Below are 17,480 nucleotides of genomic sequence, written 5' to 3' on the forward strand. Positions count from 1 at the left end.
TAACCTCTATAAGGTCGATCGATTACGCCGCTTCAGTATGCCGCTGTTTCGCGGGTGACTTTACTGCCGGTTTGGCGGCCAACTCATCGGCTTCAAACTCGTCGACATTAATTGAACGCAGACGGCTCTCTTCCGCTTTGGTGAGAATCGCGGCCTCCTCGGCACTGATTTTCCCTTCCGCCAGTGCCTGTTTCGCCAGTTGATCCAAGCGGGTAAATGGCAGGCTCTTACCTGCTTCTTTACTCAGGCGCTTATGAATCGGCTCTGCGGCAATCACATCTTGCAATGCGGCTTCCAGCAGGCCTACCGGGTTAAACTCGCTCGGTGTCAGGTATTGACCACGGCCAATACGGCTACGGGTGGCTGATGGGACTTGCAGTAATTGGGCAATTTGGTGATCCAGTTTGTCTGAAGGTGCCTGATGCACGCGGCCCAATGGGAAGACCACAAACCGCATTAACCCAGCAATCAAACCATTCGGGAAGTTACGCAGCAAGTCATCCAGTGCTTGCTCTGCCTGATTCAGCGCATCCTGAACCCCCCAATGGACCAGTGGCAAATCCTCTTTCTGGCGGCCTTCATCTTCATAGCGTTTCAGTGTGGCCGAGGCCAGATACAGTTGGCTGAGAATATCCCCCAGACGGGCAGAAATACGCTCGCGACGTTTCAAGCTGCCACCCAGTACACCCATCGAGACATCGGACAGCAGTGCCAGATTGGCGCTCAGGCGGTTCATCTGTTGGTAATAGCGGCGCGTGCTGTCTTTCACTGGTGTGGCGCTGGTGCGGCCATTCGTCAGGCCCAGCCAGAAACTGCGAATCTTAGCGCTGCCGACATGACCCAGATGCCCAAACAGCGCTTTATCAAAGGCAGCAACATCATTGGATTGTGCCGCAGCCATCTCATCGAGCACAAACGGATGGCAACGAATCGCGCCCTGACCGAAGATAATCATGCTGCGAGTCAGAATATTCGCGCCCTCGACAGTGATACCAATCGGGGCACCCTGATAACTGCGCGCGATAAAGTTAGTCGGGCCAAGGCAGATGCCTTTACCGCCAGCGATATCCATCGCATCCATTACGGCGCGCTGACCACGGTGGGTGCAGTGATACTTCACAATGGCGGAGAGCACCGCCGGTTTTTCACCCAGCATGATACCGCTAGTGACCAAGATAGCGGCGGCGTCCATCACATAGGCATTACCGGCAATGCGCGCCAATGGCTCTTCAATTCCCTCCATTTTACCGATGGAGATTTTGAACTGACGGCGAATATAGGCGTAAGCCCCGATGCCCATGGCCACACTTTTCAGGCTGCCAGTCGCATTGGACGGCAGAGTAATACCGCGCCCAACCGACAGGCACTCCACCAGCATCCGCCAGCCTTGCCCGGCCATTTTTGGCCCACCGATAATGTAATCAATCGGGACAAAGATATCATTGCCGCGCGTCGGGCCATTTTGGAACGGCACGTTCAGCGGGAAGTGGCGGTGACCAATTTCCACCCCTGGGGTGTTGGTGGGGATCAGGGCGCAGGTAATCCCCAAGTCCACGGTTTCGCCCAACAGATGTTCAGGATCCGAGAGTTTGAAGGCCAAACCGAGCACGGTGGCGATAGGCGCGAGAGTGATATAGCGCTTGTTCCACGTCAGGCGCATACCCAACACCTGCTTGCCTTGCCATTCGCCCATGCAGACGGTGCCTGTATCGGGAATCGCCCCGGCATCAGAGCCAGCTTCTGGGCTGGTCAGGGCGAAACACGGAATCTCGTCACCCCGGGCCAGACCCGGCAGATAATGATTTTTTTGCTCTTCAGTGCCGTAATGTTGCAGCAATTCGCCGGGACCGAGGGAGTTAGGCACACCCACCGTGATAGCTAATATACCCGAGACACCCGAGAGCTTTTGCAGCACGCGAGCCTGAGCATAGGCAGAGAACTCAAGGCCGCCGTACTCCTTCTTAATGATCATCGCAAAGAAGCGATTCTCTTTCAGATACGCCCACAATTCTGGCGGCAGATCAGCCAGTTCGTGAGTGATCTCGAAGTCATTCGCCAGACGGCAGGCCTCTTCAACCGGCCCATCGATAAAAGCTTGCTCTTCTGCGGTTAACTGCGGTTTTGGGTAGTTATGCAGCTTCTTCCAGTCGGGTTGACCTTGGAACAAATCGCCTTCCCACCATGTCGTACCGGCATCAATGGCCTCTTTTTCGGTCCGTGACATCGCTGGCATGACTTTACGGAACATGCGCAACGCCGGGGCAGAAAACAGTGATTGGCGGAGTGGCGTGAGCAGTAGGGGCAGCAAAACAATCACCAGCGGCAATAATACCCAGTATGACCATAACTGCGACGCACCCATTGCTGCGGTGTAAACCACGAGAATCAAACTGCTGAGAGAGAGGTTCACCCGGTGATAGAACAGCACACCAATAAGAACCAGCAAGGCAACAATGCTAAGAACCATCATGATAAAGCTCCTGAGATGTAGGAGGTCTGACCTGTTGAGTGATACATTTGTTTTAGTTCATCTCATTATCTTTATCAATACCATTACATGTTATTTACAACTTATCTCACAAATTGATCGTCATTTTCGCCAAAACTCTTGTGCCTAATATGATTACAGTGCTTCTCGCTGTTTATACGATCCGGTACACTGGCGCAGGAAGATATTGATGCCATAGGACTATAAAAGAGGCTCCCATGTACCACGATTTAATCCGCAGTGAATTGAACGAAGCCGCAGATACGCTGGCAAACTTTCTGAAAGATGATGCGAATATCGATGCTATTCAGCGCGCAGCCGTCCTATTGGCTGATTCTTTTAAAGCTGGTGGCAAAGTATTGTCATGCGGCAATGGCGGCTCCCATTGTGATGCCATGCATTTTGCCGAAGAGTTGACCGGGCGCTATCGCGAAAATCGCCCAGGTTATCCGGCCATTGCTATTTCAGATGTCAGCCATCTCTCTTGCGTCAGCAATGACTTTGGTTATGACTATGTCTTCTCTCGCTATGTTGAAGCTGTCGGCCGCGAGGGGGATGTCTTGCTTGGCATTTCTACTTCAGGTAATTCAGGCAATATTATTAAGGCGATTGAAGCTGCCCGCGCCAAGGGCATGAAGGTCATCACCCTGACAGGTAAAGATGGCGGCAAAATGGCAGGCACTGCGGATATCGAAATCCGGGTTCCCCATTTCGGTTATGCCGATCGTATTCAGGAAATTCATATCAAAGCGATTCATATCTTGATCCAGTTGATTGAAAAAGAGATGGTATCTGCTAACTAATTCGAGTCGCAGGAAGGCGGCTGGCAGCGGACTCGTCGAGTCACCCAAGCCGCCAACACAGGCAACCTGAAGAGTCATGGGTAAGCGGTTAATGATTTTGAATATTCATCAATAATATGGCAATCCGGTAAATTAAAAGCGCAGCTAACACCGCTGCAACACCAAGAATGAAGGGTATACGCGGGAGGTTGGTTATGTGCGAATTGCTCGGGATGAGCGCAAATGTTCCCACGGATATTTGCTTTAGCTTTACCGGTCTAGTGCAACGAGGCGGTGGGACTGGCCCACACAAAGATGGCTGGGGGATTACTTTCTATGAAGGTAATGGTTGCCGCACGTTTAAAGATCCCAAACCGAGTTTTAATTCACCGATTGCCCGCTTGGTGCAAGACTATCCGATAAAATCTTGCGCGGTCGTTTCGCATATTCGTCAGGCAAATCGGGGGGAAGTGGCGTTAGAAAATACTCACCCATTTACTCGCGAAATGTGGGGGCGAAACTGGACTTATGCCCATAACGGTCAGCTCAAGGGTTATCGTCAATTAGATACCGGCACTTTCCGTCCCATCGGCCAGACTGACAGCGAATACGCTTTCTGCTGGTTGCTAAATCAATTGGCAAAACGCTACCCCCGCACCCCGAGTAACTGGCCAGCGGTGTTCCGCTATATCGCCACGTTATGTGAGCAACTGCGCACTAAAGGGGTGTTTAATATGCTGCTCTCGGATGGGCGTTTTGTGATGGCGTTCTGTTCGACCAATTTATATTGGATAACCCGCCGTGCGCCTTTCGGCAAAGCGACTTTGCTGGATCAAGATGTCGAGATCGATTTTCAACAACAGACGACCCCTAACGATGTGGTCACGGTGATCGCGACTCAGCCACTGACAGCAAATGAAACCTGGCACAAAATTGCACCAGGTGAGTTTTCATTATTCTGTTTTGGTGAGCAAATTTGAGTGGGTCACGGCGTACTGCGATGCTGGTGCGCTGGAGACCGGCGGGCGGCTCAGGACATACTGCCCGTTGATCACGGAAACTGAAGGTGGCATCCGATTCTTGGCAAAGTAGGCATATCCCGGCTGCAATTGACGCCAGAAGTTGTAATCCGAAGAGTTACGATGGCGCTGCATATTCTGCTCCGTCATCCGGAATGGGTAAATACTGATATCGACCTTTTCCTGACCAAAGATAAATGCTGTTTGCACGTAGTTAAATATCTCGTCCATATAAGCATCGGTCATTGCGTAACAGCCGATTGATTTGCAAGCGCCATGGATCATCAGATATTTTCCTGAATAGCCCTGTGACTTGTCATAATCATTTGGGAAGCCAATATTGATTGCTCGATAAAACTTACTGTCGGGTTTTAAATGGCGCGTATCAATAGTGTAAAACCCTTCCGGACTTTTGAAATCACCCTCACGGCGTTTTGGGCCAAGCCCACCTGAGAATTCACAAATGCGATAGCTTTGTACTAGGCGATACTCGCCCTGTAATCTGGCATATAGCTCCAGAGTACGCTCTTCTTTGAAGATCTGAATATAGACTGATGATCCGAGTAATTGCTGTTTTAGCTCTTTGGACACCGCCACAGGCTCACTGGCTGAGCTGGTGAAGGATACCGCAGGCAAACAAATTATCATCGCAAACAATAGCGCGACTTTGCCCATTATTATTCCTACTTATATTTATAGATGCCACTGACTATTCTGATTTATAGGCGCAGATTATCAGTCAGAAATTTTTTAGCAATATATGTTTTGTATAAAATAAATACCAACTCGGTAAAGTTGAGTTGATGATGCGATTTTACCGAATATATTTAGAGTTTAGCGGGGAATTATTTGTGTTTGCTTGACTCAAGTCACTGCATTTCTCAGACACTGCAAGATGTACAATGCTAAAATCATTCGCGGTTAACCTGCTCGTCGAAGGGTTATTTCATCAGTGGCATATCAGGCGAGTAAGGATATAGCATTTATTTCAGATATTCTTTCAGTAAGCATTCATGTTTGTCCAATTGACTCGGCTTTAAGCCGCCGTTTTAATGAATTATGAAAGCATCTTCTCTTTGTGTGGCTGTACACTCTGGGTTCAAGTACAGCACTTAATATCACTAATAAAGTTGTCCAACCTTATGATTAAAATAAAGAAAGGACTCGACCTACCCATTACTGGCGCACCTTTGCAGGTAGTAGAAGAGGGTCCTACTGTTCGTCGTGTCGCCCTGCTGGGTGAAGAGTATGTGGGTATGCGTCCCTCAATGTTGGTGCAAGAGGGGGATTGGGTTAAGAAAGGTCAGGTTCTGTTTGAAGATAAAAAAAATCCGGGCGTGATGTATACCGCACCGGCCAGCGGCAAAGTGAGCGCTATTAATCGTGGTGAGCGGCGGGTGCTGCAATCTGTCGTGATCGACGTTGAAGGGGATGAGCAGATCCCATTCGAACCTTACGATGAAGCTTCTCTCAATCATCTGACCAATGAACAAGTACAAAACTATTTGCTGGCATCGGGTTTATGGACCGCATTGCGAACTCGCCCCTTCAGTAAAACTCCCGTACCCGGTAGCATCCCACGCGCTATCTTTGTCAGCGCCATGGATACCCAACCACTGGCGGCTGATCCGCAGGTGATTATTGCCACTGAACCTGAGGCTTTTAAGCATGGCCTCACTGTACTCTCGCGCTTAACTGAAGGTAAAGTGCATGTTTGTCATGCACCGGGGCCGGTGATTACCAGCCACCCGAATGCTCAGGTCACTTATAATGAGTTCTCCGGCCCGCATCCGGCCGGTCTGGTTGGCACACACATTCACTTCCTTGAACCCGTGAGCGCACGCAAAACAGTTTGGCATGTGGGTTATCAGGACGTCATTGCTATCGGTAAATTATTTACCCGGGGTGAGTTGTGCACTGATCGCATCGTCGCAGTGGCTGGACCGCAAGTGAATCAACCGATTTTACTGCGTACTCGTCTTGGTGCCAGTTTATCTGAATTGACAGCCGGCAGGTTGAATGAGGGTGACAACCGCATTATTTCCGGCTCAGTCCTTAGTGGCACTGCGTCCTCGGTCACTCATGGCTATCTGGGGCGTTTCCATCAGCAAGTCTCTGTTATCCGCGAAGGGCGAGAAAAAGAGCTATTTGGCTGGATGATGCCAGGTCGCGATAAATACTCGATTACCCGCACCACGCTAGGCCATTTCTTCAAACACAAATTGTTTGCCTTCTCCACCAATATGCAGGGCGGAGAGCGCGCTATGGTGCCCATTGGTAACTATGAGCGGGTGATGCCACTGGATATTTTGGCGACACATCTGCTGCGCGACTTGCTATCCGGTGATACCGACAGTGCGCAGGCGCTCGGTTGTCTGGAGCTGGACGAAGAAGATCTGGCTTTATGCACATTTGTCTGTCCCGGTAAGTACGAATACGGTCCGGTACTGCGCGACATACTGACCAAGATTGAGCAGGAAGGATAACCTATGGGCCTGAAAAGTTTTCTTGAGAAAATAGAGCACCACTTTGAAGCGGGTGGCAAACTAGAAAAGTACTATCCGCTGTATGAAGCTGCTGCCACCATTTTCTATACTCAGGGCAAAGTGACTCCGGGTGCTTCTCATGTACGAGATGCCATCGATCTAAAGCGGATGATGATTCTGGTCTGGCTGGCGGTCTTCCCGACGATGTTCTGGGGGATGTACAACGTCGGTGCTCAGGCGATTCCGGCACTGAACCAGCTCTACAGTGGCGTGGAGCTACAACAAATTATTGCCGGTGACTGGCATTACCAATTGGCACACCTGCTAGGGGCCTCTTTTGCTCCCGATGCCGGCTGGATAAGTAAGATGGTACTGGGTGCCGCCTATTTCCTGCCAATTTATGCGGTGGTGTTTTTGGTCGGCGGCTTCTGGGAAGTCGTTTTCTCCATTGTCCGCAAACATGAAATCAACGAAGGTTTCTTCGTTACTTCCATCTTATTCTCCCTGATTGTGCCGCCGACATTGCCTCTTTGGCAGGCGGCGTTGGGGATCTCTTTTGGCGTGGTTATCGGCAAAGAGATCTTCGGTGGCACGGGGCGTAACTTCCTCAATCCCGCTTTGGCTGGGCGTGCTTTCCTGTTCTTTGCTTATCCTGCACAGATCTCAGGTGACTTAGTGTGGACCGCTGCGGATGGTTTTTCCGGCGCAACCCCATTGTCACAATGGACGGTCAATGGTAGCCACAGCTTGGTCAATACAGTGACCCAGCAACCTATCACTTGGATGGATGCATTCCTCGGCAATGTTCCCGGTTCTATTGGCGAAGTCTCTACGCTGATGATTCTGATTGGCGGTGCCATTATTCTGTTTGCCCGCGTAGCATCTTGGCAGATTGTGGCTGGCGTGATGATTGGCATGATTGCGACCGCGTGTTTATTTAACTGGATAGGTTCGTCCACCAACCCGCTATTTGCCATGCCATGGTATTGGCACTTGGTACTGGGCGGCTTTGCTTTCGGCATGATCTTTATGGCGACCGACCCTGTCTCAGCCTCCTTCACCAATGTCGGTAAGTGGTGGTATGGCGGTTTGATTGGCGCGATGTGTGTCCTTATCCGCGTCATCAATCCGGCTTATCCGGAGGGAATGATGCTGGCTATCCTGTTCGCCAACCTGTTTGCACCCCTGTTTGACTATGTGGTTGTGCAGGCCAACATCAAGCGGAGGAAAGCTCGTGGCGAGTGATAAACCAAGAAATAATGACAGCATCGGCAAAACATTGCTGGTGGTGATTGTGCTCTGTTTGGTCTGTTCCGTGGTAGTCGCGGGTGCGGCTGTGGGCTTGAAAGCCAAGCAGCAAGAGCAGCGCCTGCTGGATAAACAGCGCAATATTCTGGCGGTGACCGGATTACTGCAACCGAGAATGCCCGCAGAAGAGGTGCAGCGGGAATTTGCGGCACGGATTGAACCGAGATTACTGGATTTACAAAGTGGCGAGTTTATCAAACAAGATCCCGCCACCTTTGACCGTACTCAGGCGCTGCGAGATAACCAAATGAGTATCGCACTGACTGCGGCACAAGATACCGCTGGTATCCGTCGTCGGGCGAATGTGGTTGAGATCTATCTGGTGCGCGGTGAAGGCGGGCAGATCAACCAAATTGTCTTGCCGGTCTATGGCTCTGGTTTGTGGTCAATGATGTATGCCTTTGTGGCCATTGATAGCGACGGCAAAACTGTTCGCGGCATTACCTATTACGATCATGGTGAGACACCGGGGCTGGGCGGCGAGATTGAAAACCCAATTTGGCGTAACCAGTGGATTGGTAAGCGGTTATTTGATGAGCAGGGGCAACCCGCTATCCGTATCGTTAAAGGGCGTGCGCCCGCTAACGACCCCCATGCGATAGATGGTTTATCAGGGGCGACGCTGACCTCAAACGGGGTGCAAAACAGCTTCGATTTTTGGCTTGGTGAAAACGGCTTTGGCCCGTTCCTGAAAAAAGTACGCGAAGGAGCGTTAAAAAATGGCTGATACCAAAGAGATTAAGCGGGTCTTATTCGGGCCGTTATTTGACAACAACCCGATTGCGTTACAGATCCTTGGGGTTTGCTCTGCGCTGGCGGTGACGACCAAGCTGGAAACCGCCTTGGTGATGACACTGGCGGTGACCTTGGTGACGGCGTTCTCCAGTTTCTTCATCTCATTGATTCGAAATCATATTCCAAACAGTGTGCGCATCATTGTTCAGATGGTAATTATTGCCTCGTTGGTGATTGTGGTGGATCAGGTCTTGCGCGCTTATGCCTATGAGATATCCAAACAGCTATCGGTATTTGTTGGCTTGATAATCACAAACTGCATTGTGATGGGGCGTGCGGAAGCCTACGCGATGAAATCCCCGCCGATTGAAAGCTTCATGGATGGCATTGGGAATGGTTTAGGCTATGGCGTGATTTTAGTGCTGGTGGGCTTTGTCCGCGAACTGATTGGCTCGGGTAAATTATTTGGTGTGACGGTCCTGGAAACAGTTCAGAACGGTGGGTGGTATCAGCCGAATGGATTATTCCTGCTAGCACCTAGCGCATTCTTTATCATTGGTTTGCTGATTTGGGGTCTGCGAACCCTGAAACCTGCGCAGATTGAGAAGGAGTAATTGACGATGGAACATTACATCAGTCTGTTTGTCCGCGCAGTGTTTGTGGAGAATATGGCTTTAGCGTTCTTCTTGGGGATGTGCACTTTTCTGGCGGTTTCCAAGAAAGTGGCCACGGCCTTTGGTCTGGGTATTGCCGTGACGGTCGTTTTAGGTATCTCAGTACCGGCGAATAATTTGGTTTATAACCTTGTGCTACGGGATGGCGCATTGGTGGAGGGGGTTGATCTCAGTTTCCTGAGCTTCATCACCTTTATTGGTGTTATCGCCGCCATTGTGCAAGTGCTGGAGATGATCCTCGATCGCTATTTCCCAGCCCTGTACAACGCACTAGGTATTTTCTTACCACTGATTACCGTGAACTGCGCCATCTTTGGCGGCGTGTCATTTATGGCGCAACGTGATTACAACTTCCCCGAATCGATTGTTTATGGTTTTGGTTCAGGTATGGGCTGGATGTTGGCTATTGTGGCGCTGGCGGGTATTCGCGAAAAAATGAAATATGCCAATGTGCCTGCGGGCTTACAGGGGTTAGGGATCACCTTTATCACGACCGGATTGATGGCATTGGGGTTTATGTCTTTCGCCGGTGTGAGCCTATAAAAGCAGGAATAATTCATGGAAATAATTCTGGGCGTAGTGATGTTCACCCTCATAGTGCTAGCGCTGACGGTGATGATTTTATTTGCCAAATCAAAGTTGGTGAATACCGGTGATATTAGTATTGATATCAACGATGACGCGGAAAAAAGTTTTGTTGCTCCAGCGGGGGATAAGCTACTCAATATGTTGTCCAGCCACGGTATTTTTGTCTCTTCAGCCTGTGGCGGTGGCGGCTCTTGTGGGCAGTGCCGAGTAAAGATTAAAGAGGGGGGCGGGGATATTCTGCCCACTGAGCTTTCGCATATCTCAAAGCGCGAAGCTAAAGAGGGGTGTCGGCTGGCTTGTCAGGTTAGCGTGAAGCAAAATCTGAAAATTGAATTGCCAGAAGAGATCTTTGGTGTGAAAAAATGGGAGTGTGAAGTTATCTCCAATGATAACAAAGCCACATTTATCAAAGAGCTAAAGCTGAAAATACCTGATGGTGAGGTTGTCCCATTCCGCGCGGGTGGCTTTATTCAAATAGAGGCTGAACCCCACACAGTAAAATATGCTGATTTTGAGGTGCCAGCGGAATATCGTGGCGACTGGGATAAATTCAATTTGTTCCGGTATGTGTCAGTCGCCACTGAGCAGACAGTGCGTGCTTACTCCATGGCCAACTACCCAGATGAGCGCGGTATTATCATGCTTAACGTGCGTATTGCCGTGCCACCCCCTTCACAACCTGATGCGCCACCGGGGATTATGTCCTCCTATATCTGGTCACTGAAACCGGGTGACAGAGTGGTTATTTCCGGGCCATTCGGTGAGTTTTTTGCCAAAGATACCAATGCAGAGATGGTCTTTATTGGCGGTGGTGCAGGGATGGCACCAATGCGCTCACATATCTTTGATCAGCTCAAGCGGTTACATTCGAAGCGCAAAATCAGCTTTTGGTATGGTGCTCGTTCACGGCGCGAAATGTTCTACGAAGAAGATTTTGACCAGTTACAGGCTGAGAATGATAATTTCCGTTGGCATGTTGCGCTCTCAGACCCACAGCCAGAGGATAACTGGACGGGCTATACGGGGTTCATTCACAACGTATTGTTAGAAAATTATCTTAAAAATCATCCGGCACCGGAAGATTGTGAATTCTATATGTGTGGCCCGCCAATGATGAATGCGGCAGTCATCAAAATGCTGAAAGATCTCGGCGTGGAAGACGATAATATTATGCTTGATGATTTCGGTGGCTAATTTCTTACCATCCGGCTTCAAGTCTGTAGGGAATAGAGCTATTGGGGATATCGTGCAAAAACAGTTAATACATTGGCTAATGGTTGTGGTGGTGGCGTTGTTGCTGACGGGGTGTGGCCCCGAGCAAATCAATCTCGATGGTAAAACCATGGGAACCTCATACTCAATTAAGTATGTGAGTGACTCATCGACACCTAGCCCAGAGAAGCTACAGCAGGAAATAGATCGCGAGTTGGAAGCCGTTAATGACCAGATGTCGACTTATCGGCCAGGTTCTGAATTGAGCCGTTTTAACACCAGCCGAGAGGTGGATACCCCTTTCCCCGTTTCTGCTGCGACAGCGAAAGTGGTCCGGGAAGCAATTCGAATTAACCGCCTGACCGACGGCGCATTGGATGTGACTGTCGGGCCATTGGTCAATTTATGGGGGTTCGGCCCGGAAGGGCGACCAGATACGGTGCCTACCGAAGCTGAAATTGCTAAACGTCGGGCGTGGGTCGGTATTGATAAACTGGCGGTAGAAAACGGGGCTTTGGTCAAACGAATCCCCGAACTGTATGTCGATCTCTCCTCTATTGCTAAAGGTTATGGGGTCGATGTAGTGGCTGAATATCTGGAAGCTAATAATATCACCAACTATATGGTTGATATCGGTGGTGAAGTGCGGACTCGTGGCAACAATGGGGAGAGCAAACCGTGGCGCATTGCGATTGAGAAGCCCGTGTCTGGCATGGCACAAAGTGCCCAAGAGATTATTGAGCCTGGGCGCATGGCAATAGCCACTTCTGGGGATTATCGTAACTATTTCGAACAGAATGGTGTCCGTTATTCTCACACTATTGATCCTGATACCGGCCGACCCATTAACCATCGGTTGGTGTCGATCACGGTTCTAGATCCGAGCTGTATGACAGCGGATGGGCTATCGACTGGGCTAGATGTTCTTGGACCGGAGCGGGGAATGGCATTAGCCAATCTGCTTGATATTCCGGTATTGATGATTGTCAAAACCGATCAGGGCTTTGAGGAACGCTATTCCGATGCATTCCAGCCTTATCGACAAAAACGGCCTTAATCGGAGGAGATATGTTGACTGTTTTTATCGCGTCCTTTGTCTTCTTCCTATTGGCTATCGCTGCGATGTCGCTCGGCTATATCGTAAAACGTAAAACCTTACAGGGCAGTTGTGGCGGCATTGGGGCGTTGGGGATGGAAAAAGTCTGTGATTGCCCTGAGCCTTGTGATGCTCGTAAGAAACGTTTGGCGAAAGAGTCTGCTCGCCAGAAGGCGCTGGATAAATATCGTATTTTATAGCTAGCGGTAAGACCGATAAAATAGCGTCGATACGATAAATATCGTAGAGACGACAAAGCCCCAGTCAGCTATTTGTTGTCTGGGGCTTTATTATTCAGATAGTTTAATATCCAATTTGTGTGGGTAATAAATTAATGTGTTTTTTTATTTGCTATTTCTACACTCCCTTTGGATTTTCTAATTACTGATTGTTACTACAAATACCTATTGTCGTTGACAATTTTTTTAAACATGGCAGGTGAATCAACTAGGATGCCATCTGCACCCAGTTCTTTCGCTTTTTTATAGTCTTCAAGAGTATTGATACCGAAGAAGATAATATGTGCGTTAGTGTTTTTACGGAAACAGTCAACAGCTTCTTTATCCCAACTTAATACCGCGTTAGAACGCCCTTCACCTAGCGTATATTTCTCTACGACTTCAACGTTGCGATGTAATTCCAATCCATACCAACGATCTTTATTATCTGTTGGTAAATCACATTTATGATCCATGGTGATGTTGGCTAACTGAGTCCGCGTAAGGTCGCGGCTTTCGAAACGTTTTACCTGATGTGATGGATCATTTGTCTTATTCACTGCGTCCAGCGCAGTTAAGTAAGTATCGTCGGTGGAGTAGACACGGGTGCGGGATAGGCGGTTTTCCTCATTTTTAGTAGTCGCCTCAAGTACTTTTTGTAGCACTTTGGCAAAAGTCGCCGGATTTGCATCTGGGGATTTGATGTCGAGATAAAATGTGGTGGTAGGAAACTGTTTCAATACTTCATCAAGTGTGGGAATACCAATATGCGCATCTGTCTTAGGTGTAATATTATTTTTTTTATCATAAGCAACATTAGCGCCAACTTTTGCAAGTTGCTGTGCAGTATAATCAGAGATCTTTCCTGATTCATTCGTTAATTCCTTAAGGTCAGAGGGGCGATACAATACGGGAATATTATCTTTTGACAATTGCAGTGTGATCCAAATTGCATTGGCATCATTATCTAACGCTTTTTTGATGGCAGGTAGTGTATTTTCCGGTGCGTCAGCCGTTCCCCCACGGTGAGCAATAATTTGTGGTGTCGGGTGTAATACAGGCGATGCAACAGACTGTGCGTTTGCTGAAAAACCAGAAGATAATAGTAAAGTCGCCATTATATAATTTCGCATAATATTGAGTTTCCATCCATTAGTGAATAATGAATCTTTCTGAGGTTAATGTTAATCATATAACTAACATTTTACGACTCTGTCGAATTTAATGATTTTTTTATAAAAATAAATAACAAAATACTTAAAAACCTCAATAACAGAATTCAATTCTGTTATATGTGTAATTGGTTGGTGTTTTGATTAGGATAATTACTACCACCTTTCAACTGAAGGATTGGGTAGGCACTATGAGTTAGGATAATCTTGAATTTCCCTCATTTAACTGTATTCTTATACAGTGGTTTGTGGCGAGGGGGGTGACATGCGAAAGATTATTCATGTGGATATGGATTGCTTCTTCGCGGCAGTGGAAATGCGCGACGATCCTGGCCTGCGCGATATTCCCATTGCAATTGGCGGCAGCCGGGATCGGCGTGGTGTCATCAGCACTGCCAATTATCCCGCCAGACGTTATGGCGTACGCAGTGCTATGCCAACGGCGATGGCTCTGAAACTGTGCCCGCAGCTCAAAGTTATCCCTGGCCGAATGGCGGCGTATAAAGAAGCTTCACTGCATATTCGTGAAATTTTTGCCCGCTATACCCCATTGATTGAGCCGCTATCCTTGGATGAAGCCTATCTGGATGTGTCTGATTGCCTCGTGTGCAGCGGCTCAGCGACGTTAATTGCACAAGAAATTCGCCAGTCGATTGCTGATGAATTGCACCTGACGGCTTCGGCAGGCATCGCTCCCATCAAGTTTCTCGCCAAGATCGCATCTGATTTAAATAAGCCCAATGGGCAATATGTGATTACGCCCGATCAGGTTTTGCCCTTCCTGCATGATTTACCGCTGAGCAAAATTCCTGGTGTCGGGAAAGTGACCGCAAAACGTTTACAAGAAGTGGGCTTGGTCACCTGTAGTGATGTGCAAAACTATCCGCAAGCTGAATTATTGAAGCGTTTTGGTAAATTTGGGCATGTGCTATGGGAGCGCAGCCATGGCATTGATGAGCGAGAGATCTCGCCCGATCGCTTGCGTAAATCGGTGGGTGTCGAAAGAACCTTGGCAGAAGACATTCATGATTGGGATAGCTGTGAATCATTGATTGAACAGCTATATGCTGAGCTGGAAACTCGCTTGCGTAAGGTGAGGCCGGATCTGCATATTGCCCGGCAAGGGGTTAAGCTGAAATTTCATGATTTTCAGCAAACAACACAGGAACATGTTTGGCCGCAACTGAATAAAGCTGATTTGCTGCAAGTGGCGCGAACCGCGTGGAACGAGCGGCGTGCAGGGCGGGGAGTGAGGTTAGTGGGGTTACATGTCACCCTGCTTGACCCACAACTGGAGCGGCAATTGCTGCTTAGCTGGGAATAACGCGGCATAAAAAAACGGCAGACCCATCAAGCCCGCCGTTATCGTATCAATAGGTTGGTTAAACCTATTTATGCGCGTTCTGGAATCGCTTTCAACAGCGCAGTCAGCAGCTGCCAATATTGACCCACGCTCTCAATATGAACCTGCTCATCCGGTGAATGCGGGCCGGTCATGGTTGGCCCAATCGACACCATATCCATATCTGGGTAAGGTTTTTTGAACAAACCACACTCTAAACCGGCATGGATGACCATGATATTCGGTGTCTTGTTAAATAACTTTTGGTAGGTTTCCCGCACCAATGCCATCACTGGTGAGCTAGGATCTGGCTGCCATCCTGGGTAGCCGCCTTTTGGCGAGGTTTTAGCGCCCGCCAACTCACCCACTGCCGTCAGCATGCTTACCACGTAATCTTTACCGCTGTCGATCAGAGAGCGAATCAGGCAAATGATCTCTGCTTCATTCTCATTCATGGTCACCACACCCACATTCAGTGAGGTTTCTACCACGCCTTTCACGGCATCGCTCATGCGAATTACCCCGTTTGGCGTCGCATTTAAGAGTGCCACCAAACGCTGTTGGGTCTCTTTTGTCAGGGCTTTTGCATCGGTAGTGACGGGTTCCAGCACCACAGTCAGATTTTTTTCCACTGCGGACAATTCGTTTTTCAACGTCGCCAGATAATCTTGGCTCAAGCTTTTCAGCTGATCGACTTTATCTGCGGCGATGGCTAGCGTCACAGAGCCTTCACGAGGGATGGCGTTACGCAATGTGCCACCATTCAGATCCAATACTCGCAAGTCTAAATCTTTTGCCTGCTCAAACAGGAAGCGGGCCAGCAGCTTGTTGGCATTGCCTAAACCTAAATGGATATCCGCGCCAGAGTGACCGCCCTTCAGGCCCTTTAAGGTCAGTTTCAGGGTTTGATAACCCGCAGGAACTGCTTCGCGCTTCAGCGCCAACGTCGTAATGAAATCAATACCACCGGCGCAACCCATATAGATTTCGCCCTCCTGCTCGGAGTCGGTGTTGATCAGAATATCGGCTTTCAGCCAGTTAGGTTGCAGGCCGAATGCGCCATCCATCCCCGCTTCTTCTGTCATGGTCAGCAGCACTTCCAGTGGACCATGCTCGACGCTATCGTCAGACAATACTGCCAGCGCAGAGGCCATACCAATACCGTTATCAGCCCCTAATGTGGTGCCACGGGCTTTAACCCATTCACCATCGATATAAGGTTGGATAGGGTCTTTGGTGAAGTCATGTACCGTATCATTATTCTTCTGTGGAACCATATCCAAATGGGCTTGCAGTGCAACGGGCTTACGGTTCTCCATCCCTTTGGTAGCAGGCTTACGCAGCAGGATATTACCGACTTGATCACGCTCGGCATGCAGACCTTTTTCTTTGGCCCACGTCATAATATGCTGCGCTAGCGCTTCTTCATGGTAAGACGGGTGTGGAATTGAGCAGATTTTTGCGAAAATATCCCACAACGGCTGAGGCGAAAGTTGAGACAGTTCAGACACTGTAAGTCTCCTGTAATAGCATTCTCATCTTGGCAACCTCGTAATGGAGATGCCAGAGACGCTATTGGGTTGATGACTAAAGATTTTAGGGGTGGTGACACACCGCCATCAAGATGGCGAGATAGTTTGAGAATATCACTTTCATTGGCATTGCGCGCGTATCGCCGCACAATTACCGCATCCGATCCGATTAATTAGCCAGATAATTGCTGGTTTTTATCCGGCTGGCTCACTATAATCTCGCGCAACCTTTTTTCCCCTTCTGATACATGGCAAGCCACTTCTAGACTGGCTGGGATTACATTTTATGAGCGAAAAATACGTCGTTACCTGGGATATGTTGCAAATTCACGCCCGCAAACTGGCACAGCGTTTACTGCCAGCCGAGCAATGGAAAGGTATCATCGCGGTGAGCCGTGGTGGGTTAGTACCGGCTGGTATTCTGGCGCGTGAGCTGGGTATTCGTTATGTAGACACCGTATGCATTTCTAGCTATGACCATGATAATCAACGTGATCTTAAAGTCTTAAAGCGTGCTGAAGGCGATGGCGAAGGCTTTATCGTGATTGATGATTTGGTGGATACCGGTGGCACCGCGAAAGCCATTCGCGATATGTATCCGAAAGCACACTTTGTGACTATCTTCGCCAAACCGGCTGGCCGCCCATTAGTTGATGACTATGTAGTTGATATCCCTCAGGACACATGGATTGAACAACCATGGGATATGGCGGTGACTTTTGTTGCCCCTTTAAGCGGTAAATAATTTAGCTGACTTTAAACGCTCGGTATTGACCGGGCGTTCCATTTTCCTCGCAGTATGAGTACACTGACTCCATCTGAGCAGCC

Annotated in this window: 16 protein-coding genes; 12 read left to right on the forward strand and 4 right to left on the reverse strand. The window is 49.0% G+C overall.

Annotated elements, in window-relative coordinates; genetic code table 11:
* Window positions 1-22: 22 nt before the first annotated feature.
* Window positions 23-2,470 (reverse strand): acyl-CoA dehydrogenase FadE, encoded by a 2,448-nt coding sequence (fadE, locus tag HRD69_RS10260; protein WP_004873524.1) that lies wholly within the window; start codon window positions 2,468-2,470, stop codon window positions 23-25.
* A gap of 236 nt (window positions 2,471-2,706) precedes the next feature.
* Here fadE and lpcA point away from each other — a divergent pair, with 236 nt between their 5' ends.
* Together lpcA and HRD69_RS10270 are read left to right on the forward strand one after the other, a co-directional pair.
* On the forward strand, window positions 2,707-3,291 hold the full coding sequence (lpcA, locus tag HRD69_RS10265) for a D-sedoheptulose 7-phosphate isomerase (RefSeq protein WP_004873523.1): 585 nt from the start codon (window positions 2,707-2,709) through the stop codon (window positions 3,289-3,291).
* Between the two features lie 194 nt (window positions 3,292-3,485).
* Window positions 3,486-4,250 carry a class II glutamine amidotransferase gene (locus HRD69_RS10270; protein WP_004873522.1) on the forward strand — a complete coding sequence of 255 codons (765 nt, stop codon included), beginning with the start codon at window positions 3,486-3,488 and terminating at the stop codon, window positions 4,248-4,250.
* Here the strand turns inward: HRD69_RS10270 and dpaA are convergent.
* The gene (gene dpaA / locus HRD69_RS10275; protein WP_032812996.1) at window positions 4,224-4,964 is read right to left on the reverse strand and encodes a peptidoglycan meso-diaminopimelic acid protein amidase; all 741 of its coding nucleotides are present in this window, start codon (window positions 4,962-4,964) and stop codon (window positions 4,224-4,226) included. The genes HRD69_RS10270 and dpaA overlap by 27 nt on opposite strands.
* A 467-nt stretch (window positions 4,965-5,431) precedes the next feature.
* Here dpaA and HRD69_RS10280 point away from each other — a divergent pair, with 467 nt between their 5' ends.
* The 8 genes from HRD69_RS10280 to nqrM all read left to right on the forward strand — a co-directional run bounded on the left by HRD69_RS10280 (window position 5,432) and on the right by nqrM (window position 12,588).
* Window positions 5,432-6,775 carry a Na(+)-translocating NADH-quinone reductase subunit A gene (locus HRD69_RS10280; RefSeq protein ID WP_004873520.1) on the forward strand — a complete coding sequence of 448 codons (1,344 nt, stop codon included), beginning with the start codon at window positions 5,432-5,434 and terminating at the stop codon, window positions 6,773-6,775.
* Window positions 6,776-6,778: 3 nt separating this feature from the next.
* On the forward strand, window positions 6,779-8,020 hold the full coding sequence (locus HRD69_RS10285) for an NADH:ubiquinone reductase (Na(+)-transporting) subunit B (RefSeq protein ID WP_004873519.1): 1,242 nt from the start codon (window positions 6,779-6,781) through the stop codon (window positions 8,018-8,020).
* Window positions 8,010-8,810, forward strand: a complete 801-nt coding sequence (locus HRD69_RS10290; RefSeq protein ID WP_032812995.1) for a Na(+)-translocating NADH-quinone reductase subunit C — start codon at window positions 8,010-8,012, stop codon at window positions 8,808-8,810. The genes HRD69_RS10285 and HRD69_RS10290 overlap by 11 nt, the downstream gene beginning before the upstream one ends.
* Window positions 8,803-9,432 carry an NADH:ubiquinone reductase (Na(+)-transporting) subunit D gene (locus HRD69_RS10295; RefSeq protein ID WP_032812994.1) on the forward strand — a complete coding sequence of 210 codons (630 nt, stop codon included), beginning with the start codon at window positions 8,803-8,805 and terminating at the stop codon, window positions 9,430-9,432. Before HRD69_RS10290 ends, HRD69_RS10295 begins: the two co-directional genes overlap by 8 nt.
* 6 nt (window positions 9,433-9,438) lie before the next feature.
* Window positions 9,439-10,035 carry an NADH:ubiquinone reductase (Na(+)-transporting) subunit E gene (gene nqrE / locus HRD69_RS10300; RefSeq protein WP_004873516.1) on the forward strand — a complete coding sequence of 199 codons (597 nt, stop codon included), beginning with the start codon at window positions 9,439-9,441 and terminating at the stop codon, window positions 10,033-10,035.
* A gap of 15 nt (window positions 10,036-10,050) precedes the next feature.
* Window positions 10,051-11,274 carry an NADH:ubiquinone reductase (Na(+)-transporting) subunit F gene (nqrF, locus tag HRD69_RS10305; protein ID WP_004873515.1) on the forward strand — a complete coding sequence of 408 codons (1,224 nt, stop codon included), beginning with the start codon at window positions 10,051-10,053 and terminating at the stop codon, window positions 11,272-11,274.
* 79 nt (window positions 11,275-11,353) lie between these two features.
* On the forward strand, window positions 11,354-12,349 hold the full coding sequence (locus HRD69_RS10310) for an FAD:protein FMN transferase (RefSeq protein ID WP_004873514.1): 996 nt from the start codon (window positions 11,354-11,356) through the stop codon (window positions 12,347-12,349).
* A gap of 11 nt (window positions 12,350-12,360) precedes the next feature.
* Window positions 12,361-12,588, forward strand: a complete 228-nt coding sequence (gene nqrM, locus HRD69_RS10315; RefSeq protein ID WP_004873513.1) for a (Na+)-NQR maturation NqrM — start codon at window positions 12,361-12,363, stop codon at window positions 12,586-12,588.
* Window positions 12,589-12,782: 194 nt separating this feature from the next.
* Here the strand turns inward: nqrM and HRD69_RS10320 are convergent, their stop codons facing one another.
* Window positions 12,783-13,739 carry a glycerophosphodiester phosphodiesterase family protein gene (locus HRD69_RS10320; RefSeq protein WP_032812993.1) on the reverse strand — a complete coding sequence of 319 codons (957 nt, stop codon included), beginning with the start codon at window positions 13,737-13,739 and terminating at the stop codon, window positions 12,783-12,785.
* A 304-nt stretch (window positions 13,740-14,043) separates the two neighbouring features.
* On the opposite strand from HRD69_RS10320, the gene dinB reads away from it, so the two are divergent.
* Window positions 14,044-15,102, forward strand: coding sequence for a DNA polymerase IV (dinB, locus tag HRD69_RS10325; RefSeq protein ID WP_004873511.1), 1,059 nt, complete (start codon window positions 14,044-14,046; stop codon window positions 15,100-15,102).
* Between the two features lie 68 nt (window positions 15,103-15,170).
* Here the strand turns inward: dinB and pepD are convergent, their stop codons facing one another.
* Window positions 15,171-16,631 carry a beta-Ala-His dipeptidase gene (pepD, locus tag HRD69_RS10330; RefSeq protein ID WP_004873510.1) on the reverse strand — a complete coding sequence of 487 codons (1,461 nt, stop codon included), beginning with the start codon at window positions 16,629-16,631 and terminating at the stop codon, window positions 15,171-15,173.
* 307 nt (window positions 16,632-16,938) lie between these two features.
* On the opposite strand from pepD, the gene gpt reads away from it, so the two are divergent.
* The gene (gene gpt / locus HRD69_RS10335; RefSeq protein WP_004873509.1) at window positions 16,939-17,397 is read left to right on the forward strand and encodes a xanthine phosphoribosyltransferase; all 459 of its coding nucleotides are present in this window, start codon (window positions 16,939-16,941) and stop codon (window positions 17,395-17,397) included.
* Window positions 17,398-17,480: the final 83 nt, after the last annotated feature.

Origin of the sequence: Yersinia mollaretii ATCC 43969, assembly GCF_013282725.1 — a bacterium.
Taxonomy (GTDB): domain Bacteria; phylum Pseudomonadota; class Gammaproteobacteria; order Enterobacterales; family Enterobacteriaceae; genus Yersinia; species Yersinia mollaretii.